Raw genomic sequence first — 20,198 nt, forward strand, 5'->3', positions numbered from 1 at the left:
CGAACCGCTGACGACCGAAGGACTGGCACCCATGAGCATGCGGCGCACGACGAAAGCCGCCCGAGGAGCGGCCGCCACGGCGGTGGCGGTCGGCCTGGCGCTCCTCGTCGCCGGCTGCGGAGGCGGTGACGCCGGGGGAGGAAAGACGGACGACCGGGCACCGGCCCGCCACGCCGATCCCGCAACCGCCGAGCCCACCGCCCCCGCCGCCGATGTCGACAAGGCCATCGGCGAGATGAAGGGCCCGGACGGCGTCACCGTCACCCTGCACTCCGTCATCCGTGACTCCGGCGGCTTCGTCACCGTCAACGGCACCGTCGTCAACCACGGCAGCCGCGTCTTCAACGCCATCGACTGGCGCTCCAACGAATCCGAACTCCGCTCCCGCTCCTCCCTCTCCGGCGCCACCCTCGTCGACAAGGCGGGCAAGAAGCGGTACCTCGTGCTGCGCGACACCGACGGCGAATGCCTGTGCACCACGGGCCTGAGCGGGCTGCGGCCCGGTGAGAGCCGCCCGATCTTCGCGCAGTTCCCCGCCCCGCCCGCCAAGGTCACCGAGGTCGACTTCCAGCTCCCGACGATGCCACCCGCCGACGTACGGATCACGGAGTGACCGCGACCATGCCCGCGACGCACCCGCCCCGCCCCCACCCGACCGGCACCCGCCCCGCCGGCGGCCACCCGCCGGGCCACCGGACTCGCCACCCCCGCCGCACACGCCGACACCCCGCCCGGACTGACCGAGGACACCACACCGCCGGTCGCCATCGATCCCCGCGACCCCGATCTGCGGATGGTGCAGGGCGCCACGCTGGCCCCGGCGAAGGTCCTCAACATCAAGTCCGTGGTGGAGACCGACGACGGTGCCGAACGCCGCCAGGACACCAACGACAATGTGACGTTCGCGCTCCAGGCGGAGGTCCTCTTCGGCAAGGACAGCGCCGATCTGACCGACGACGCCCGCTCCCGGATCTCCGCCATCGCCGCCGAGGTCACCAAGCAACACGCCCGGAAACTGCGGGTCTTCGGCTTCACCGACAACCTCGGCTCCGCCGCCCACGGCCTGACCCTCTCCCGGCAACGCGCCGGTGCGGTCCAACGCCGCCTGGCCCAGGACCTCGGCTCCGGCATCACCTTCGAGATCCGCGGCTACGGCGAGCAGTACCCGATCGCGGACAACTCCACGGAGGCGGGCCGCAAGAAGAACCGCCGGGTCGAGGTCAGCTTCCCCCGGCAGGAATGAGGGCCGGGCTCCGGGAGGGCCGAACTTTCAGGAAGGCTGCCTGATGGTCGCCGACTGCCGTGAGCCGACGTCAGGTCGGCGCGGACGGCCGACCGTTCACGGGTGACCGTCCGCCTCCGGGTCCGCCTCCGCCGTACGGAGGGTCAGTCGTACGCCCTCCCGCAGCCCCCACCCGGCCATCGCCCCGGCGGACGCCTCCAGTACGTGGCGGGCGCGGGGGCGCGGCAGCCCCAGCCGTCCCGGGGGCATGGTGCGCACCGCGAGCACCCGGAGCGTCCGGTCGAGGTAGGCGACATCGATCGCGAACCGCATCCCGAAGGTGTGCACCCCGCTCGCCGGTGTCAGCAACAGCGCGCCCGCCACCCCGTCCCGGCCCAGCAACCCCCGCCTGCGGGCCCGGTAGGACGCGGCGATCTCCACCGCGACCGGCCTGTCCGCCCCGTGCACCGTCCCCGTACCGTCCCGCCAACGCGCCATGGCCGCCGTTCTACCAGCCACCCGCCCCCACCGGCACGGGCGCCCCGGCCCCACGCCTGCGCCCCGCGCCCCGTCCCGCTCACCCGACCGGCCCCCGCCCCCGGCCCCCGCGCTCTATGGTCGTCGGGTGTCCCCGACGCTGATGATCCTCGCCGCCGTCTACGGCGTCGCCGCCGGAGTGCTGCTGCCCCGGCCCGTCCACCGGCTGAGCGTCGAGCCGGACCACGACCGGCGCACCGACTGCCCCCGGGGCCACCCCCTCACCGGCCCGGCCCACGGCTGGCTGGGGACCGCCCGCTGCCGCCCCTGCGGCGCCGCGTACGGGCCGGGGACGGCGACCACCGCCGCCGTCACCGCACTGGTCTGCGCGGCGCTCGCCGCCGCCACCGGGCCCCGCCCGGAACTCGCCGCCTGGCTGCTGATGGCCCCCGTCGCGGTCCTCCTGGCCGCCGTCGACCTCCGGGTGCGCCGCCTCCCGGACGCCCTGACGGCGGCGCTCGCCGCGCTCGCCGCCGCCGGGCTGGGGGCCGCCGCGCTCCTCGGCGGCGCGGCCGGGTCCTGGCGCCGCGCGGTCCTCGGCGGGCTGCTGCTCGGCGGCTGCTACCTGCTGCTCTACGTCGCCCACCCGAACGGCATCGGCCTCGGCGACGCCAAGCTGGCGGTCGGCCTCGGCACGGCCCTGGGCTGGTACGGCTGGCACACCCTGCTCGTCGGCGCCGCCGCGGGCATCGGGCTCGGCGCCCTCCGCGGCTGCTGGCTGCTGCTCGCCGGGCGGCGCCGGGAGGCCATGCCGCTCGGCCCGTACCTGATCGCCGGGGCGCTCTGCGGGCTGCTCCCGGCGGCTGCCGCAGCCGCCTGACGAGGGCCGCGACCGGCCTCCGGGCGGCGGCGGTGCGCCCCGGCGCGCGACCGGGGCACACCGGGTTCTCCGATGTTGCGCACACCACAGGGCTCATGGGGTTATGGTGGAAGCCCCCCCCTCGGGCCGGTCCGTATCCCCCCCCACGGACCGGCCCGCTTTTTGTTGCCGTCCTCCTCCCGGCTCCGTTCCTGAGCGTCCCGCCGCCCCCGGCGCACGCCAGGAGCACACGGCACACGGGGGCGCACACCGCCTCCCGGACACCGGCCCCGCCGGACCTACGGCCCCGGACCGGCTCTACCGGATCAGCTCCGGCGGGCCCAGATGTTCACCCCGTCGGTCGTCTGCGCGAACTCGTCGATCTCCGCCAGCTCCGTCGCGGTCAGCTCCGGTGCGCCCAGCGCCGCGATGTTCGCCTCCAGCTGCGCCACGCTGCTCGCCCCGATCAGCGCCGACGTCATCCGCGGATCCCGCAGCACCCAGCCCAGCGCCAGCTGCGCCAGCGACTGGCCCCGGCGGGCGGCGATCTCGTTGAGCCCCCGCAGCCGCCGCACCACGTCCTCGGAGAGCAGCCCCGGGTCGAGCGACTTGCCCAGCGAGGCGCGCGAGCCCTCCGGGACGCCGTGCAGGTACTTGTCGGTGAGCAGCCCCTGCGCGAGCGGCGCGAACGAGATGCAGCCCATGCCCTCGCTCTCCAGGGTGTCCAGCAGCCCGTCGTCCTCGGTCCAGCGGTTGATCATCGAGTACGACGGCTGGTGGATCAGCGCCGGAACGCCCATCCCGCGCAGAATCCGGGCCGCCTCACGGGTCTGCTCGGAGGAGTACGAGGAGATTCCGGCGTAGAGCGCCTTCCCCTGGCGGACGGCGGACGCGAGGGCGCCCATCGTCTCCTCCAGCGGGGTTTCCGGGTCGAAGCGGTGCGAGTAGAAAATATCGACGTAATCGACCCCCATCCGCTTCAGCGAGGCATCGAGTGAGGAGAGGAGATATTTCCGCGAACCCCATTCGCCGTACGGACCGGGATGCATCCGATATCCCGCTTTGGTCGAGAGAATGATCTCGTCGCGGTAGGGCCGGAAGTCCTGGGCGAAGATCTTCCCGAAGTTCAGCTCGGCGGACCCGGGCGGCGGACCGTAGTTGTTGGCCAGGTCGAAGTGGGTCACGCCCAGGTCGAAGGCGCGGCGCAGGATCGCCCGCTGTGAGGTCAAGGTGCGGTCGTCACCGAAGTTGTGCCAGAGTCCCAGAGAGATGGCCGGAAGTTTCAGGCCGCTGCGTCCGGTGCGCCGGTACTCCATGGAGTCGTAGCGCGAATCCACGGCGCAGTACGGAGAAGAATCAGTCATGGTCAACTCCCTATCACGGTCCTCGCAGACACCTGATGCGGCCATCGACACGCCCGAGAAGTAAAGTTATGGCCTTAGGCGACGGGGCGACCGCCAATGGGCACGGAGGGGCTGGTCCACACTCATGCTGCGATCTTCGGGGATGCGTATCCCGTATCCGCAGGCACTGCGGAATCTGGTCTACCGGCTGTACGCACGACGGGTCGAGGGACGGCTGGACCACAGCCAGGTGCCCAAGCACATCGGCGTCATCCTCGACGGCAACCGCCGCTGGGCACGGGCCGACGGCCGGACGACCGAGCAGGGCCACCAGGCCGGTGCCGCCAAGATCGGTGAACTGCTGGGCTGGTGCGCCGAGACCGATGTCGAGGTGGTCACCCTCTGGCTGCTGTCGACCGACAACCTCGACCGGCCCGAGTCCGAGCTGAAGCCGCTGCTCGGCATCATCGAGAACACCGTGCGTGATCTCGCCGCCGACGGACGCTGGCGCGTCCACCACGTCGGCAACCGCGATCTGCTGCCGTCGGACACCCAGCTCGTCCTCAAGCAGGCGGAGGAGGACACCGTCGACAACACCGGCATCCTGGTGAACGTCGCCGTCGGCTACGGCGGCCGTCAGGAGATCGCCGACGCGGTCCGCTCGCTCCTCCTCGAACACGCCGACCGCGGCACCTCCTTCGAGGAGCTGGCCGAGACCGTCGACATCGACCTCATCTCCAAGCACCTCTACACCAGCGGCCAGCCCGACCCGGACCTGGTGATCCGCACCAGCGGTGAGCAGCGGCTGTCCGGATTCATGCTCTGGCAGTCGGCGCACTCCGAGTACTACTTCTGCGAGGTCTTCTGGCCCGCCTTCCGGAAGGTCGACTTCCTGCGCGCCCTCCGCGACTACGCGGCCCGCCACCGGCGTTACGGCTTCTAGCCCGCCGCCTTCGCTTCCGGCCCGCCTTGCCCCGTATGCCCGGGTACGTCCCCGTGGTGGACGGCCCCGCGCGGCGTCGGCCCCGGGTCCTTCCGCGCCCCGGTCACCCCAGGTGGTGGCCGGGGCGCGGCCGTACACGGCGCGCGTCACCCAAGGTTCACCGCCTGTGCGCCCGCGCGCCGGGCATGGGCGCACCCCAACGCGGGAATGTTCCTGGCAGGTCGGCGTCCGGAATCAGACACGGGCGCCGTATCTCAGCGGACGGCATGGGGCCGTCCGCCCGGGAGGCCCTTTGCGCATCACGGAGGCCCGTGCGACCCGCACGGACGACGCGGAGGGCCGGTGTTCGGCCCGCGCAGCGCGGCCAGAACCCGGTCCTGTCCCCCGCGACGCCGTCGCACCCCGACCTCATCCGAGGGGGTTCGTCCACCCGTGGTGAACAGCAACAAGCGCCGTGAGAGCGGCCGGCACACCTACGTCCTCGACACCAGCGTCCTGCTGGCCGATCCAGGCGCCATGTCCCGCTTCGACGAGCACGAGGTCGTCCTGCCGGTCGTGGTGGTCACGGAGCTGGAGGCCAAGAGGCACCATCCAGAGCTGGGGTACTTCGCGCGGCAGGCGCTGCGCCTGCTGGACGAGTACCGCGTACGGTTCGGGCGGCTGGACGCGCCCCTGCCCATCGGCGATCTGGGCGGCACCCTCAGAGTCGAACTCAACCACTCCGACCCGGGGATCCTGCCCGCCGCCTTCTGGAACGGCCACAGCCGCGTCGGCGACAACGACGCGCGGATCCTCGCCGTCGCCCGCAACCTCCAGGCCGAGGGGTACGACGTCACGGTCGTCTCCAAGGACCTGCCGATGCGGATCAAGGCGTCGTCCGTCGGGCTGCTCGCCGAGGAGTACCGCGCCGAACTCGCCGTCACCGACTCCGGCTGGACGGGCATGAGCGAGGTCGCCGTCACCGCCGAGCAGGTCGACGCGCTCTTCGCCGACGAGGTCGCGCACGTACCGGAGGCCGACGGACTGCCCGTCCACACCGGGCTCGTCCTCCAGTCGGAGCGCGGCAAGGCGCTGGGCCGGGTCACCGAGGACGGCGCGGTGCGGCTGGTGCGCGGCGACCGCGAGGCGTTCGGCATCCACGGCCGCAGCGCCGAACAGCGCATCGCCCTGGACCTCCTGCTGGACCAGGAGGTCGGCATCGTCTCCATGGGCGGGCGGGCCGGTACGGGCAAGTCGGCGCTGGCGCTCTGCGCGGGGCTGGAGGCGGTGCTGGAGCGCCGTCAGCACCGCAAGGTGATGGTCTTCCGGCCGCTGTACGCGGTGGGCGGGCAGGAGCTGGGCTATCTGCCGGGCAGCGAGTCCGAGAAGATGAGCCCCTGGGCGCAGGCGGTCTTCGACACGCTCTCCGCGGTGACGAGCAAGGAGGTCATCGAGGAGGTCGTGGAGCGCGGGATGCTGGAGGTGCTGCCGCTGACCCACATCCGCGGCCGGTCCCTGCACGACGCGTTCGTCATCGTCGACGAGGCCCAGTCCCTGGAGCGGAACGTCCTGCTGACGGTGCTCTCCCGGATCGGGGCCAACTCCCGGGTGGTGCTCACGCATGATGTCGCGCAGCGGGACAACCTGCGGGTCGGACGGCACGACGGGGTGGTGGCCGTGGTGGAGAAGCTGAAGGGGCACCCGCTCTTCGCCCACGTCACGCTGACCCGCTCGGAGCGCTCGCCGATCGCCGCGCTGGTGACCGAAATGCTGGAGGACGGCAGCATCTGACCCGGTGTGTACGACGGGACGCCGCCCGGAGAAGCCAAGGAGCTTAGCCGGGCGGCGTTCTGATGCGCGGGAATATCCGGCAATCTCAGGGGGCAAACCGGGTGTGAGCTTTCACACCCGGTGGAGAATTGATTCCCGGTGGCCCCGTCGGGCAGAGTCTGGGTCCTGTCAGGCCCCGCATACGGCACCACCAGCATCCTCAGAGGTGCGGTACCAACCCGAACTTCATAGCGACCGCCGTATGCCGCCCGAGCACCACGCGGACCCCGAGGGGGACGTACCGGGCCCGTGCCTCCCGTGACCAGCCGACCCCGCCGCTCAACAGGGGGCGGAACAAGGGGGGCCAGCGCCAGGGGCACGATTGCGCCCGCGAGGTCACCTATGCGGGCGATGCTGGAAGGAAATCGTGTGAGCCGGATCTCGGTCCGGGGATTCGCCGTGGCCTCCGCCACCGCGGTCACCACCGTCGGCGCCGTTGTCGGCGTCGCTGCAGGCAGCCAGCCGGGCTTGGACAACAGCAACACCCAGGCCACGGCAGCCGATGCGACGATCGCCGACCTCCCCGCGGGCCAGCAGGCCCAGGTGCAGACGGCTTCCCTGACGCAGCAGGCGGACGACCAGTCCACCCAGGCCGATGCGGCAGCCCTCAAGTCCGCGCAGGAGTCGGCACGCAAGGACGCCGCGCAGACCGCGCAGGAGAAGAAGGCCGCCGCGGACGAGGCGAAGGCGAAGGCCGACGCCGATGCGCGCAAGAAGAAGCTGGAGGTGTCGCGTTCCGCGACCCGTGACGCCAGCGACTTCGTCGCCAAGGGCTCGTACACGATCGCCGAGACTCAGGCCATGGCGCGCCAGATGATCCCGGCCGATCAGTTCCAGTGCTTCAGCAACATCGTGAGCCACGAGTCCGGCTGGAACTACCAGGCCACCAACGCCTCCTCCGGCGCGTACGGTCTGGTCCAGGCGCTGCCCGGCTCCAAGATGTCCTCCGCGGGTTCGGACTGGCAGACCAACCCGGCCACCCAGATCAAGTGGGGCCTGAACTACATGAACAGCCGCTACGGGAGCCCCTGTGGCGCCTGGAGCTTCTGGCAGCAGAACAGCTGGTACTAGGCCGCACCTCGCCGTACCGCACGTACACCCGAAACCCCCGACCGCGTCAGCGTCGGGGGTTTCGTGCGTCCCGCACAGGTAACGTCGTCCCGTCAGATGTGGGGGGCGGGAGGGGAAGAGGAACGACATGTCCAGATTGCCTCAATGGGTCGGTGGCCTCGGCGCCGGTCTGACGCGGCTCGCGCAGCGGCTGGAGGAACAGCGCCGCCGGGCGGAAGCCGCGGCGGCCGAGGATGCGGAGGCGCTGCGGCGTGACGGGGCCGCCGGACCCTCGGGCGGTACACAAGCCTCGGGCGCGGCGCGTCCGGAGCCCGATGTGCCCGCGGCGGAGAAGGAGTCCCCGGCTGCCCGGGAGCCCGTGACGGCTGCGGTCGCCGGGCCCGCGGCGGCCGGTGGGCCGGAGCCGGTGGCCGCGGAGCCCGGGAGCGGCGCGGCGCCGTCCGGTGCGGAGGCGGGGCGGGCGGCTGCGGCGGTGCCCGCGCCGCCCGCGTACGCACCGGCCATCGGGGCGCGGCCCGATCCGGCGTCCGCGGTGCCGTGGGGGGTGCGGGTCGCGGCCGAGGCGGGGTGGCGGCTGCTGGTGCTGGCCGGGACGCTCTGGGTGCTGGCGCAGGTCATCACCACCATCGAACTGGTCGTGCTGGCCTTCGTCGCGGCGCTGTTGATCACCGCGCTGCTGCAGCCGACGGTGGCCTGGCTACGGCGGAGGGGGCTGCCGCGCGGCGTCGCCACCGCGCTGACGTTCATCGGCGGCTTCGTGATCATGGGGTTGGTCGGCTGGTTCGTCGTCTGGCAGGTGCAGGCCAACATCGACTCGGTCTCCGACCGGATCCAGGAGGGCATCACCGAGCTGAAGGGCTGGCTGCTCAAGAGCCCGTTCCATGTGACCGACGGTCAGATCAACAACATCGCCAAGAACCTTCAGGACGCGGTCGGTGCCAACACCGAGGCGATCACCTCCGCCGGTCTGGAGGGCGTCACCGTCGTGCTTGAGGTGCTCACCGGCATTCTGCTGGCGATGTTCACCACGCTCTTCCTGCTCTACGACGGCCGGCGGATCTGGGAGTGGATGCTGAAGCTGGTGCCGTTCGCCGCCCGGGAGGGCGTGGCGGGCGCCGGGCCGCGGGCCTGGCGGACGCTGACCGCGTACGTCCGCGGCACGGTGCTGGTCGCGATGATCGACGCGTTCTTCATCGGCATCGGGCTGTACTTCCTCAAGGTGCCGCTGGCCGTGCCGCTGGCGGTCTTCATCTTCCTGTTCGCCTTCATCCCGCTGATCGGCGCGGTCGTCTCGGGCGCGCTGGCCTGTGTCGTCGCGCTGGTCACCCAGGGCATGTTCACCGCGCTGATGGTGCTCGCGGTGGTGCTGGCGGTGCAGCAGATCGAGGGCCACATCCTGCAGCCGTTCATCCTGGGGCGCGCGGTGCGGGTGCACCCGCTCGCGGTGATCCTCTCGGTGGCGGCGGGCGGGCTGATCGCCGGGATCGGCGGCGCGGTGGTCGCCGTTCCGCTGGTGGCCGTCACCAACACCGTCGTCGGCTACCTCCGTTCGTACTCCCTGGAACAGGCGGTCCGGATGGCGCCGCAGCCGCGGGGGGCCACGGCGATCGGGGTGGCGCCGACCCCGGTGCGGCCCCCGTCCGGGGAGTGACGGCGGCACCTGGATACGGAGAAGCCCCGTGGACCGGTGGGTCCACGGGGCTTCCGCGATGGTGCGCGGGCGGAATTACTCCGCCAGGGCGGCCTCGGCGTCGAGGGTGGCGCCGACGGCCTGGAGGACGGCGGCGATCTTGACGGCCTCCTGGATCGTCTCGCGGTCCACCCCGGCCTTACGGAGCACCTGCTCGTGCGAGTCGAGGCACATACCGCAGCCGTTGATGGCCGAGACGGCCAGCGACCACAGCTCGAAGTCGACCTTGTCCACGCCCGGGTTGCCGATGACGTTCATCCGCAGACCGGCGCGCATCGTGCCGTACTCCGGGTCCGACAGCAGGTGCCGGGTCCGGTAGAACACGTTGTTCATCGCCATGATGGCGGCGGCGGACTTGGCGGCCTGGTACGCCTCGGGGGAGAGGTTGGCCTTGGCCTCCGGCTCCAGCTCGCGGAGCACCTTCGGCGAGCGCGAGGCGATCGCGCAGGCCAGGACGGTGCCCCACAGCTGCTGCTGCGGGAGGTCGCTGTTGCCGATGACCGAGCCGAGGTTCAGCTTCAGGTCCTTGGCGAAGTCCGGGACTGCGGACTTCAGTTCATCGAGAGCCATGGGGAATCAGCTCACTCGCCCGAGAGGAGCGCGACCGGGTCGAGGGTCTCGTCGCCCTTGGACCAGTTGCAGGGGCACAGCTCGTCGGTCTGCAGGGCGTCGAGGACCCGCAGGACCTCCTTGGGGTTACGGCCGACGGAACCGGCGGTCACCATCGTGAACTGGATCTCGTTGTTCTGGTCGACGATGAAGACGGCGCGCTGCGCGAAGCCGTCCTCGCCCTCGATGCCCAGGTCGCGCATGAGCTCGTGCTTCGAGTCGGCGAGCATCGGGAAGGGCAGGTCGGTCAGGTCCGGGTGGTCCTTGCGCCAGGCGTGGTGCACGAACTCGGAGTCACCGGAGAAGCCGAGGATCTGGGCGTCACGGTCGGCGAACTCGTCGTTCAGCTTGCCGAAGGCGGCGATCTCGGTGGGGCACACGAAGGTGAAGTCCTTCGGCCACGCGAAGACGATCTTCCACTTGCCTTCGTAGGTCTTGTGGTTGATCTGCTCGAACTCCTTGCCGGACTCGAGCGAAACGCAGGCGGTCAGGTCGAACTCGGGGAACTTGTCACCGACAGTGAGCACGCGCTCTCCTTGCAACACCGGAAGTCCCTTTTGGGGCATTCCTTGAGGGTTGGACGGATAACACAGTGCCATACGGAGTATTGATCAGGGAAATAGCCAGAGTTGTTGATGTTGATTGGGTGCGGTTATCAGTGCTGTTCGGATGGTGTGTCGTGTGCCGGTGAGCGGTGTCGGGGCGCCGAAAATCGGTTTACGGGGGCGGGGAGTCGCCGCTTCCGGGGGTTCGGACGGTGGCTCCGTAGACTGGAAGGGGTTGATCGGAGGTGGTTATCAGTGGCGTCGCCGGTGAGCGGAGGACGGGCGCGGCAGCCGAGCCTGGCGCAGCTGCGGGCCTTCGTCGCGGTCGCCGAGCATCTGCACTTCCGGGAGGCGGCGGCCGAGATCGGGATGAGCCAGCCCGCGCTGTCCGGAGCGGTGTCGGCGCTGGAGGAGACGCTCGGCGTCCAGCTGCTGGAGCGGACCACCCGTAAGGTGCTGCTCTCCACCGCCGGGGAGCGGGTCGCGGCGCGGGCGCGGACGGTGCTGACGGCCGTCGGGGAACTGCTGGAGGAGGCGGAGGCGGCGCGGGCGCCGTTCACCGGATCGCTGCGGCTCGGGGTGATCCCGACCGTCGCGCCGTATCTGCTGCCGACGGTCCTGCGGCTGGTCCACGACACCTACCCCGACCTCGATCTCCAGGTCCACGAGGAGCAGACCGCCTCGCTGCTGGACGGGCTCGGGCACGGGCGGCTCGATCTGCTGCTGCTCGCGGTGCCGCTCGGCGTCCCGCAGATCACCGAACTCCCGCTCTTCGACGAGGACTTCGTACTGGTCGCGCCGAAGGAGCACTGGTTGGGCGGGCGCGGTGACATCCCGCGCGAGGCGCTCAAGGAGCTGGATCTGCTGCTGCTCGACGAGGGGCACTGCCTGCGCGACCAGGCCCTCGACATCTGCCGGGAGGTCGGGCGCGAGGAGGGGGCGCCGGTCACCACCAGCGCGGCGGGCCTGTCGACGCTGGTGCAGCTGGTGGCCGGAGGGCTCGGGGTGACGCTGCTGCCGCGTACCGCGCTGCGGGTGGAGACCGCCCGCAACGACGAGCTGACCACCGGATACTTCGCCGATCCGGCGCCCGCCCGGCGGATCGCGCTGGCGATGCGGAGCGGCGCGGCCCGCCAACGGGAGTTCGAGGAGTTCGCGGCGGCGCTGCGGGTGGCGCTGCGGGGGCTGCCGGTACGGATGGTGCAGACGGGGACGGAAGCGGCGTAAGGGGAGGGGCGCGGGCCTCCCGGCGCCGGGCACGCGCTCCGGGGACCGGCGGTGGCGTGCCCCGGGACCGTCGGCCCGTCTCACTCCGTCCGCAGCCCCTCCGGGCGCATCATCCGCCACAGCGGCGGCAGGCTCAGGGCCGTCACGAAGAGGATCACGCCGCCGCCGATGCCCGCCATCCCGGCCACCACCGGCCAGTCGACCCGTACCTCGGCGTTGATCATCCGTAGCAGCAGGGTGCCCAGCAGCAGCCCGCAGCCGACCGCGAGCACCAGCCCGAGCAGGACCGGGACCGCGGTCTGCCACAGCACCGACCAGCCCAGCCCGGAGCGGCGGACGCCGAAGGCATGGAGCGAGGAGAGGACCCGGCGGCGTTCGTGGAGCTGCTCCACCGTCGAGATGATCAGGCCCGCGCCGATCAGCAGCAGGGTGACCGCGGCGGCGGCGAAGAGACCGTTGCGGATGCCGGAGTACGCCCGGTCGTGCGGGTTGTCCACCGCCGAGGACTCGTACAGCGTCGGGGTGACCTTCGCCATCGAGGTGCGGATCCGTTCGACGGCGTCCGGGACGGAGCGGTCGAAGCCGATCCGGAGCGCCATGTCGCCCATGGCCAGACGGCGGACGTCGACGGTGGAGGGGGTGGCGAGGATCTCGTACCGGTGGTCGTCCGGTCCGTCGCCCAGGTGCCGGAGCGGGACCTGACGGGCGTCGGCGGGGAGCGTCCAGGGGTGCGGGGTCGGGCGGTCCTCCGGGGCGAACGGCGGGTTGAGGTCGAGGGTGGCGCCCGGGCGCGCCGCCCGGTCACGGCCCTGTGTCACGAAGACGTCGCCGTCGCGGCAGGAGCCCAGCGTGGCCACCCGGCGCAGCTCGGCGCAGCTGCCGATGGCGAGATTGAGGAAGCTGTCGCTGGTCGGCAGGGTGTCGAGGGTGGCCTCGATGACGCCCTGGGCGTCGGTCGCGCCCGGCGTGGCGCGCACCGCGGCGAGCGCCCGCTCGGTCTGCTGCCAGCTCTCCGCCTGGGTGGTGTAGCCGATCCGGGGCAGCGCACCGGAGCGCGCGTACGCCTGGGTGAAGCCGAACTGCATACCGGTGAAGAGCATGTGGATGGCGATGGCACCGGCCACCGCGACGGTGATGCCGCCGACCGCGCGGGTCGCCGAACCGCCGGACGCCTGGAGCCGCCGGATCGCCAGCTGCCAGGGCACCGGGCCGCCGCGCAACCGGCCCACCACCGCCTCCACCAGCCACGGCAGCAACGCGGTGACGCCGAACAGCAGCAGCATCGAACCGGCGGCCAGCATCGTGGTGTTGGCGGCGGAGTCCTCCCAGACCCGCTGCCGCAGCAGCGGGAGCAGCAGCGCCGCACCCAGCACCGGGGGGAGCAGCCGCCACCAGAACCGACGGCGCGGCGCGGGCCGCCGGTGCACCACCCCGAGCGGATCGACCGTCACCCCGCGCTGCGCGAACAGCGTCACCAGGACCGAGACGGCGGGGACGAGGACGGCGATCAGCGCGGCGGGCAGCGCGCCGGGCCGGACGTCGGCGGGGAAGACGTTGATGTCCCACAGGGTGATCCACCCGGCGGTCTGCCGGGCGGCGAGGAACAGCACGGCGCCGCCCGCCAGCCCCAACGCGGAGCCGAACAGCGCCTCCCCGGCGGCGATCCGGCGGGTGGTGGCGATGTCCGAGCCGAGCAGCCGCAGCGCCGCCAGCCGCCGTTCGCGCCGGTCGTGGCCGAACCGTGCGGAGGTGCCGAGGAAGACCGTCACCGGCGTCAGCAGCGCCACACACGTCATGATCACCAGCAGGGTGCCCTGCGGGGTCAGCGGTCGTGGGGTCCAGCCCTTGCCGAAGTGGTCGATGCGGTACCCGGCGGGCGGGCGCAGCGCCGTGCTGCCCGCGACATAGGTCAGCTCCGCCGGACCCTGGAGCCCCGCGTCGCCGATGACGCCGACGATCTTGTACGGGAGCCGCTGCCGCAACAGGGCGCTGCCCGGTTCGGCCAGCAGTTCCCGGAGCGCCGGGGAGACCCGCATCTCGCCCGGTCCGGGCAGCCGGTCCATGCCGGGCGGCACCGGCGGGTGCGCGCCGTCGGGCCGGACCAGACGGCCGCGGATCGGCTCCCCGTGGAAGACGGTGTCGGCGCTCGCGTAGCGCACCGTGGTGTCGCCGCGCGGCGGTTCGTGCATCTGGCCGAGGTTCTCGCGGGCCTTCTCGCGGCCGTGCCAGGCGTTCATCAGGGTCGGTACGGACGCGCCGATCAGCAGTACGGCGACGCCGAGGGCCACGCCGACCGCGGTCAGCGCCGTACGGGTCCAGCCCTCCCGGCCGCCGCTCGCGGCGAACCGTATCCCCATGGCCAGATCGCGGCACCAGCCCCGCGCCCGGGCGGGCACCGGCGGGCCCGGGTCACTCACCGCAAGCCCGCCAGCAGGTCCTTCACCTTGCCGTCGCGGACGGTGATCTCGCGGTCGGAGTAGGCGGCGACGCGGGTCTCGTGGGTGACGAGGACGACGGCCGCCCGGGTCTCGCGGGCGGCGTCGGTCAGCAGCGTCATCACGCGTTCGCCGTTGAGGGAGTCCAGGGCGCCGGTCGGTTCGTCGGCGAAGATCACACGGGGGCGGGTGGCGAGGGCGCGGGCGACGGCGACGCGCTGGCCCTGGCCGCCGGAGACCTCACCGGGGCGCTGCCGGTGCACCTCCTCGACCTCCAGCCGCTCCAGCCACTCCCGCGCCTGCCGCTCGGCCTCCTTGCGGCGGGCGCCGTTGAGGCGGAGCGGGAGGGCGACGTTCTCCAGGCAGGTGAGTTCGGGGACGAGTTGGCCGAACTGGAAGACGAAGCCGAAGTCGGTGCGGCGCAGGGCGCTGCGGTCGGCGTCGCTCATCGTCGTCAGATCGCGGTCCGCGTACCGGACGGTGCCGCGGTCCGGCCGGATGATGCCCGCCAGGCAGTGCAGCAGCGTCGACTTGCCGGAGCCGGACGGGCCGAGGACGGCGACGACCTCACCGGGGTGGACGGAGAACTCCGCGCCGTCCAGCGCGGGCGTCGCGCCGTACGTCTTGTGCAGGTCGCTCGCGGCGAGCAGCGAACCCTCCGGCGTCATCCGTGCACCGTCTGCGCCAGGCCGTCCAGACGGGCCGCGGTCAGCTCCAGCCAGCGCAGGTCCGCCTCCAGATGGAAGAGGGCGTGGTCGCAGATCAGCTGGTCGGCGAGGTCGCCCTGGCGCTTGCGCTCGGTGAGCCCGCGCATCAGCCGCAGGTGCTCGGCCCGCTGGGTGTCGAGGAGTTCGGCCGCGTCGCGCCCGGTCATCAGCGCGAGGACGACCTTGGTGTACAGCGTCGACTGAAGATAGGGCTCCGGCTTCTCCGGGCGGCTGAGCCACTGCCCGACGTCCGTGACACCGGCGTCCGTGATGGCGTACCGCTTGCGCTCGGGGCCCGCACCGGCCTCGACGCCGTCCACCTCGACCAGACCGTTCTTCAGCAGCCGGGACATCGTCGAGTAGACCTGTCCGTAGTGCAGCGGACGGTCGTGCCCGAAGTGCTCGTCGAAGGCCCGCTTGAGGTCGTAGCCATGGCGGGGACCGGACTCCAGAAGGCCCAGCAGCGTATGACCGATTGACATGGCGACCACCTTACGTCGTGGGTGTATCCCGGGTGTATACGCTCGATTTATACGTACCCGCCGAGGGCACCGGAACGCCCCGTGCGGCCCGGGTGACCGGGCCGCACGGGGTGGGTGCGGGCGGCGGCGCGCTCACTCCGTCCGCAGGCCGTCCGGGCGCATCAGCCGCCACAGCGACGGCAGGCTCAACACCGTGACCAGCAGGACCAGCAGGCCCGCGGCGAGCGGCAGCGGCCAGATCGCCGACCAGTCGTACGCCGCCTTGCCCGCGCTCCGCAGCAGCCCGGCGCCGAGCCCGAGCCCCGCGGCAACCGCCAGGGCGAGCCCCAGCACGATCGGCACCGCGGTCTGCCACAGCACCGACCAGGCGAGGGTGGAGCGGCGGGTGCCGAAGGCGACCAGCACCGACAGCAGCCGCCGCCGCTCGCGCAGCTGCTCCACGGTGGTGACCAGCAGCCCGGCGGCGACCAGCGCCATCGTCACGGTCGAGCCGAGCAGCAGCCCGGTGTGCACGCTGGCGAACTGGGCGTCGCTCTCGGTGTCCCGCACCGTCGAGGCGGACGCGTCCGGGCCGAGCGCGGCGGCGGCGTTGCGGATGTGCTCCTCGCCGTCGGGCACCGCCGGGTCCGTGCGGATCAGGACGCGGGCCGACGGGTCCTGGAGCCGGGTGAGGTCGAGGGCTCCGGGGGTGGCCAGGATGCCGAGCGAGGTCTGGCCCGTCGGGTCCTTGCGGGCGGCGATCTCGCGGGTCCCCGGCGGGACGGTCCACAGGCGGGGCGTGCCGAGCGGCTTGCCGGTGTCCCCGTCGGCGTTGAGCAGGACCTTGCCGCCGGGGCGGGCGACCTCGCGGATCGTCGCGGCGTCGACCGCCAGGCCGCCGCGGGTGGCGAGGAAGGCGTCGCCGTCGTGGCAGGCGCCGGTCTGCGCCACCTCGCGCAGCGCGGCGCAGTCGCCGACGATCACCGAGGCGCCGGGCGCGAACTTCTCGCCCTTGCGCAGCGGGCCGGAGCGCGCCACGGTCGCACCGACCAGCGTGTGGGCGGTGCGCACGCCCTCGGTCGTCGCGACCCGGTCGGCGGCGCGGCGGAGCGCGGCGCCGGTGGACTCCGGCAGCGACACGGTCATCTGGGCGCGGCCGGAATCCTGCCCGGTACGCGTGACGAAGTCGCTCTGCAGGGCGGAGACCAGCAGTTGCAGCGCCAGCGCCCCGGCCACCGCGACACAGATGCCGCTGACCGCGCGCGCCGCGGTGCCGCCGCTCAACTGGAGCCTGCGGACGGCGAGCTGCCAGGCGACCGGCCCGCGGCCGAGCCGCCCCACGACCGCCTCGATCACCCACGGCAGCACCGCGGTGACCCCGCACAGCGTGAGCGCCGCGCCGACCGCCGCGGGGTAGGCGCCGACGCCGCGCTCCCGCGGGTCGAGCGGCCCGCTGACCAGCAGGATCGCCGGGCCGCCGACCAGCAGCGGGAGCCGCCACCACAGCCGTCGGCGGCGGGCCGTACGGCCGCGGACCACGCCGAGCGGTTCGATGGCGACGCCGCGCAGCGTGAAGAGGGTGACGGCGAGGGCGGCGACCGGCACGGCCACCGCGATCAGCGCGGCCAGCGCCGGGAGCGGCGTCACGTCGGAGGGGAAGGCGTTGATGTCCCAGAGCGTGACGGAGCCCGCGTACGTCCGGCAGAGCAGGAAGAGCGCGGTGCCCAGGGCCAGTCCGCACAGGGCGCCGAAGAGGGCCTCGCCCGCGGCGATCCGGCGGGTGGTGGCGACGTCCGCGCCGACCAGCCGGAGCGCGGCCAGCCGCCGGTCGCGGCGGTCACCGCCGAAGCGGATCGCGGTGGCGATGAAGACCGCCACCGGCATCAGCAGCACCACACACGCGATGAAGATCAGCATCAGCAGCGTCGGGCTCATCGGCTGGTCGCCGAAGGCGTCGGCGCCGAAGTGGGTCAGCCGGAAGCCGTCCTCCGTCTTCAGGGGGACATCGCTGGTCAGGTAGTACGCCAGCTCCTTCGGGCCGACCAGCCCGGGGTCGGCGATGGTGCCGGTGATCACGTACGGCAGCCGCTCGCGCAGCAGGGCGCCGTCGGGCGAGGCGAGCAGATCGCGCAGGGCGGGGGAGACCGCCATGGTGCCGGGGCGCGGGTACGCGGTGACGCCCGGCGGGAGCGGGGCCCGCTTCCCCTCGGGGTACAGCCGGAGACCGAAGACCCGCTGGTCGTGGTAGGTGGTGTCGGCGTCCATGGCGATCACGGTGCGCTCGGAGGCGCGCGGCGGGTCGTCGCCGTTGAGGATCTGCCGGGCCATGGCGCGCTCCTGGCGGCCCTCCATGAGGTGCGGCACCGAGGCGGCGCCGAGCAGCAGCAGGACGCCGAGGCCGACGCCGACGGCGGTCAGCAGCGTACGGGTCCAGCCCTCGCGGCCCCCGGCGGCGGCGAACCGCAGCCCCATGCCGAGGTCGCGCAGCCAGACGGCCGGGCCGTGCGGCGGTGCGGGCCGATGGTGCGGTGGGCGGGTCATCCGGTGGTCACCGCTTCCCTGACCTTGCCGTCGCGGACGACGACCTCGCGGTCGGAGTAGGCGGCGACGCGGGTCTCGTGGGTGACGAGGACGACGGCCGCCCGGGTGGCGCGGGCCGCCTCGGTGAGCAGGCCCATGACACGTTCGCCGTTGAGGGAGTCCAGGGCGCCGGTCGGTTCGTCGGCGAAGATGACGCGGGGGCGGGTGGCGAGGGCGCGGGCGACGGCGACGCGCTGGCCCTGACCGCCGGAGACCTCACCGGGGCGGCGCCCGGCGACCGGGTCCACCTCCAGCCGCTCCAGCCACTCGCGGGCGTGCGCCTCGGCCGCCTTGCGGGCGGTACCGGCCAGCCGCATCGGCAGGGCGACGTTCTCCAGGCAGGTGAGTTCGGGGACGAGTTGGCCGAACTGGAAGACGAAGCCGAAGTCGCCGCGGCGCAGGGCGCTGCGCTCGGCGTCGGTCATGGCGGTGAGGTCGTGGTCGCCGTAGCGGACGGTGCCGCGGTCCGGCTGGATGATCCCGGCGAGGCAGTGCAGCAGCGTCGACTTCCCGGAGCCGGACGGGCCGAGGACGGCGACGACCTCACCGGGGTGGATGGAGAACTCCGCGCCGTCCAGGGCGGGCGTGGCGCCGTACGCCTTGTACAGGCCACCGGCGTGGAGCAGTGAGCCGGACGGGGTCATGGGCGGGCCTCCGGGGGTGCGGGCAAGGGGCGTCCGTGGAGCATGCGCCGCACTCTACACGAGGTGTATACATCGCGTGTATAGAAGTTTCCGGGACCGGCTCGGTCCGTCCCGGCCCGGCGGGGATCCGCCGGGCCGCCGGGTCAGTCCGTCGCCCCGTCCGGGCCGGGCTCCGGCGCCTTCGGCGGCCGTCCCCGGCGGACCGGGCCGCCCGCGCCGCGCGGCAACCGGCCCGCGTCCGCCAGCGCCTTCCGCAACAGGAACTCGATCTGCGCGTTGGTGCTGCGGAGTTCGTCACCGGCCCAGCGGGCCAGCGCGTCGTGGATCAGCGGGTCCAGCCGCAGCAGCACCTGCTTGCGCTGCTGCGGCCGTCGCGCGGGCCTGCGGGCGCCGCCGCCCGGTCCCTCGGGGCTCTCGTCACTCACTGGTAGAGCGAGCCCGTGTTCAGCACCGGCTGGGCGGCGCGGTCACCGCACAGCACCACCATCAGATTGCCGACCATGGCCGCCTTGCGCTCCTCGTCCAGCTCGACGATGCCCTGCTCGCTGATGCGCACCAGCGCCTGCTCGACCATGCCGACCGCGCCCTCCACGATCTGCTGCCGCGCCGCGACCACTGCACCCGCCTGCTGCCGCTGGAGCATCGCCGAGGCGATCTCGGGCGCGTAGGCGAGGTGGCTGAAGCGGGACTCGATGATCCGCACACCGGCCGCCTGCACCCGCGCGGTCAGTTCGACGGCGAGCTTCTCGGTGATCTCCTCGGCGTTGCCGCGCAGCGAGAGGGCGTCCTCGTCGTGTGCGTCGTAGGGGTACTCGATCGCGATGTGCCGGACCGCCGCCTCGGTCTGGGTCGAGACGAACTCCAGGAAGTCGTCCACCTCGAAGAGCGCCTGTGCGGTGTCCTCGACCTGCCAGACGACGATCGACGCCAGCTCGATCGGGTTGCCGTACGCGTCGTTGACCTTCAGCACCGCGGTCTCGTGGTTCCGCACCCGGGTGGAGATCTTCCGGGCGCTGGTCAGCGGGTTGACCCAGCGCAGACCGTCGGTGCGGATGGTGCCGACGTACCGGCCGAAGAGCTGGATCACCCGCGCCTCGCCCGGCGCCACCATCTTCACGCCCGTCATGCAGAAGAACGAGGCCAGCAGCGTCAGGATGCCGACGATGATCAGCGCGGCGGCGAGCCCGGAGCTGCCGCCCGAACCGGCGACCCCGCCGCCGATGATCATCGCGATGCCGAGGAAGACGCCGAGCGTCGTCAGCAGCAGCGCCAGACCGCCCGGGATGCTGTGCGCGGCCTTCTCACGGACCTGTGGGGCCGGCATCTCGGGCGCGTCGGCGAGCGGTGCCTCGGCTCTGGGCGGGGTGGTCGGTGTGGTCTCGGACATGGGAGCCCCGTTTCTCGTGACGCGCCCGGAGCGCCGGACGCGGGGTCGGCGGCGGCGCCCGGACGGTCCCCGGCGCGATCTCACCGACTCATCAAAGTGATAACACTTTAACGCTCCCACCTGGCCGATGCGCAACCCCGCCCGCGGTTCCGTCGCGTTCAGGTGCTCTTTGTCACGTAGGAAAACCCC

Annotated in this window: 18 protein-coding genes and 1 pseudogene; 8 read left to right on the forward strand and 11 right to left on the reverse strand. The window is 72.6% G+C overall.

Going from position 1 to position 20,198, the window contains the following annotated elements; all coding sequences use genetic code 11:
* Positions 1-31 precede the first annotated feature (31 nt).
* Positions 32-613 (forward strand): hypothetical protein, encoded by a 582-nt coding sequence (locus tag IF23_RS0126490; protein ID WP_030287948.1) that lies wholly within the window; start codon positions 32-34, stop codon positions 611-613.
* A gap of 84 nt (positions 614-697) precedes the next feature.
* A pseudogene (locus tag IF23_RS0126495) lies at positions 698-1,243 on the forward strand (OmpA family protein); the annotation flags it as partial.
* A gap of 96 nt (positions 1,244-1,339) precedes the next feature.
* Here the strand turns inward: IF23_RS0126495 and IF23_RS0126500 are convergent.
* Positions 1,340-1,720, reverse strand: coding sequence for a DUF192 domain-containing protein (locus IF23_RS0126500; RefSeq protein ID WP_030287951.1), 381 nt, complete (start codon positions 1,718-1,720; stop codon positions 1,340-1,342).
* Between the two features lie 127 nt (positions 1,721-1,847).
* On the opposite strand from IF23_RS0126500, the gene IF23_RS0126505 reads away from it, so the two are divergent.
* The gene (locus IF23_RS0126505) at positions 1,848-2,579 is read left to right on the forward strand and encodes a prepilin peptidase (RefSeq protein ID WP_107127023.1); all 732 of its coding nucleotides are present in this window, start codon (positions 1,848-1,850) and stop codon (positions 2,577-2,579) included.
* A gap of 305 nt (positions 2,580-2,884) precedes the next feature.
* Here the strand turns inward: IF23_RS0126505 and mgrA are convergent, their stop codons facing one another.
* Positions 2,885-3,922 (reverse strand): L-glyceraldehyde 3-phosphate reductase, encoded by a 1,038-nt coding sequence (gene mgrA, locus IF23_RS0126510; RefSeq protein WP_030287954.1) that lies wholly within the window; start codon positions 3,920-3,922, stop codon positions 2,885-2,887.
* A gap of 142 nt (positions 3,923-4,064) precedes the next feature.
* On the opposite strand from mgrA, the gene IF23_RS0126515 reads away from it, so the two are divergent.
* From IF23_RS0126515 to IF23_RS0126530, 4 genes are all read left to right on the forward strand, one after another.
* Complete coding sequence (locus IF23_RS0126515; RefSeq protein ID WP_030287955.1) at positions 4,065-4,844, forward strand: isoprenyl transferase; 780 nt, start codon at positions 4,065-4,067, stop codon at positions 4,842-4,844.
* Between the two features lie 432 nt (positions 4,845-5,276).
* Positions 5,277-6,614 carry an RNA 5'-3' helicase PhoH2 gene (gene phoH2 / locus IF23_RS0126520; protein ID WP_030287957.1) on the forward strand — a complete coding sequence of 446 codons (1,338 nt, stop codon included), beginning with the start codon at positions 5,277-5,279 and terminating at the stop codon, positions 6,612-6,614.
* A gap of 408 nt (positions 6,615-7,022) precedes the next feature.
* Positions 7,023-7,724: an aggregation-promoting factor C-terminal-like domain-containing protein gene (locus IF23_RS0126525; protein WP_030287962.1), complete on the forward strand. Its 702-nt coding sequence runs from the start codon at positions 7,023-7,025 to the stop codon at positions 7,722-7,724.
* A gap of 127 nt (positions 7,725-7,851) precedes the next feature.
* Positions 7,852-9,375 (forward strand): AI-2E family transporter, encoded by a 1,524-nt coding sequence (locus IF23_RS0126530; RefSeq protein WP_030287964.1) that lies wholly within the window; start codon positions 7,852-7,854, stop codon positions 9,373-9,375.
* 75 nt (positions 9,376-9,450) lie between these two features.
* Here the strand turns inward: IF23_RS0126530 and IF23_RS0126535 are convergent, their stop codons facing one another.
* Positions 9,451-9,984 carry an alkyl hydroperoxide reductase gene (locus tag IF23_RS0126535; RefSeq protein ID WP_030287967.1) on the reverse strand — a complete coding sequence of 178 codons (534 nt, stop codon included), beginning with the start codon at positions 9,982-9,984 and terminating at the stop codon, positions 9,451-9,453.
* 11 nt (positions 9,985-9,995) lie between these two features.
* Complete coding sequence (locus IF23_RS0126540) at positions 9,996-10,550, reverse strand: peroxiredoxin (RefSeq protein ID WP_030287969.1); 555 nt, start codon at positions 10,548-10,550, stop codon at positions 9,996-9,998.
* Between the two features lie 273 nt (positions 10,551-10,823).
* Here IF23_RS0126540 and IF23_RS0126545 point away from each other — a divergent pair, with 273 nt between their 5' ends.
* On the forward strand, positions 10,824-11,795 hold the full coding sequence (locus IF23_RS0126545; protein ID WP_078654281.1) for a hydrogen peroxide-inducible genes activator: 972 nt from the start codon (positions 10,824-10,826) through the stop codon (positions 11,793-11,795).
* 80 nt (positions 11,796-11,875) lie between these two features.
* Here the strand turns inward: IF23_RS0126545 and IF23_RS0126550 are convergent, their stop codons facing one another.
* From IF23_RS0126550 to IF23_RS0126580, 7 genes are all read right to left on the reverse strand, one after another.
* Positions 11,876-14,152, reverse strand: coding sequence for an ABC transporter permease (locus IF23_RS0126550; RefSeq protein WP_078654285.1), 2,277 nt, complete (start codon positions 14,150-14,152; stop codon positions 11,876-11,878).
* A gap of 56 nt (positions 14,153-14,208) precedes the next feature.
* Positions 14,209-14,898: an ABC transporter ATP-binding protein gene (locus tag IF23_RS0126555; RefSeq protein ID WP_030287974.1), complete on the reverse strand. Its 690-nt coding sequence runs from the start codon at positions 14,896-14,898 to the stop codon at positions 14,209-14,211.
* Positions 14,895-15,419, reverse strand: a complete 525-nt coding sequence (locus IF23_RS0126560; RefSeq protein WP_030287975.1) for a PadR family transcriptional regulator — start codon at positions 15,417-15,419, stop codon at positions 14,895-14,897. Before IF23_RS0126560 ends, IF23_RS0126555 begins: the two co-directional genes overlap by 4 nt.
* Positions 15,420-15,551: 132 nt before the next feature.
* Positions 15,552-17,939, reverse strand: coding sequence for an FtsX-like permease family protein (locus tag IF23_RS0126565; protein WP_030287977.1), 2,388 nt, complete (start codon positions 17,937-17,939; stop codon positions 15,552-15,554).
* Entirely contained in the window at positions 17,936-18,622 is a 687-nt protein-coding gene (locus IF23_RS0126570) for an ABC transporter ATP-binding protein (RefSeq protein WP_030287978.1), read from the reverse strand. The genes IF23_RS0126565 and IF23_RS0126570 overlap by 4 nt, the downstream gene beginning before the upstream one ends.
* A gap of 143 nt (positions 18,623-18,765) precedes the next feature.
* Positions 18,766-19,047: a type II toxin-antitoxin system antitoxin gene (locus tag IF23_RS0126575; RefSeq protein WP_030287980.1), complete on the reverse strand. Its 282-nt coding sequence runs from the start codon at positions 19,045-19,047 to the stop codon at positions 18,766-18,768.
* Entirely contained in the window at positions 19,044-20,009 is a 966-nt protein-coding gene (locus tag IF23_RS0126580; protein ID WP_030287981.1) for an SPFH domain-containing protein, read from the reverse strand. Before IF23_RS0126580 ends, IF23_RS0126575 begins: the two co-directional genes overlap by 4 nt.
* Positions 20,010-20,198: the final 189 nt, after the last annotated feature.

Source organism: Streptomyces catenulae (assembly GCF_000718015.1).
Classification (GTDB): domain Bacteria; phylum Actinomycetota; class Actinomycetes; order Streptomycetales; family Streptomycetaceae; genus Streptomyces; species Streptomyces catenulae.

Bases quoted from the DNA above. Each gene is read 5' to 3' on its own strand.
- IF23_RS0126490 (WP_030287948.1), top strand. From the start codon at position 32: ATGAGCATGCGGCGCACGACGAAAGCCGCCCGAGGAGCGGCCGCCACG.
- IF23_RS0126500 (WP_030287951.1), bottom strand. From the start codon at position 1,720: ATGGCGCGTTGGCGGGACGGTACGGGGACGGTGCACGGGGCGGACAGG.
- mgrA (WP_030287954.1), bottom strand. From the start codon at position 3,922: ATGACTGATTCTTCTCCGTACTGCGCCGTGGATTCGCGCTACGACTCC.
- IF23_RS0126515 (WP_030287955.1), top strand. From the start codon at position 4,065: ATGCGTATCCCGTATCCGCAGGCACTGCGGAATCTGGTCTACCGGCTG.
- IF23_RS0126530 (WP_030287964.1), top strand. From the start codon at position 7,852: ATGTCCAGATTGCCTCAATGGGTCGGTGGCCTCGGCGCCGGTCTGACG.
- IF23_RS0126535 (WP_030287967.1), bottom strand. From the start codon at position 9,984: ATGGCTCTCGATGAACTGAAGTCCGCAGTCCCGGACTTCGCCAAGGAC.
- IF23_RS0126550 (WP_078654285.1), bottom strand. From the start codon at position 14,152: ATGGGGATACGGTTCGCCGCGAGCGGCGGCCGGGAGGGCTGGACCCGT.
- IF23_RS0126555 (WP_030287974.1), bottom strand. From the start codon at position 14,898: ATGACGCCGGAGGGTTCGCTGCTCGCCGCGAGCGACCTGCACAAGACG.
- IF23_RS0126560 (WP_030287975.1), bottom strand. From the start codon at position 15,419: ATGTCAATCGGTCATACGCTGCTGGGCCTTCTGGAGTCCGGTCCCCGC.
- IF23_RS0126565 (WP_030287977.1), bottom strand. From the start codon at position 17,939: ATGACCCGCCCACCGCACCATCGGCCCGCACCGCCGCACGGCCCGGCC.
- IF23_RS0126570 (WP_030287978.1), bottom strand. From the start codon at position 18,622: ATGACCCCGTCCGGCTCACTGCTCCACGCCGGTGGCCTGTACAAGGCG.
- IF23_RS0126580 (WP_030287981.1), bottom strand. From the start codon at position 20,009: ATGTCCGAGACCACACCGACCACCCCGCCCAGAGCCGAGGCACCGCTC.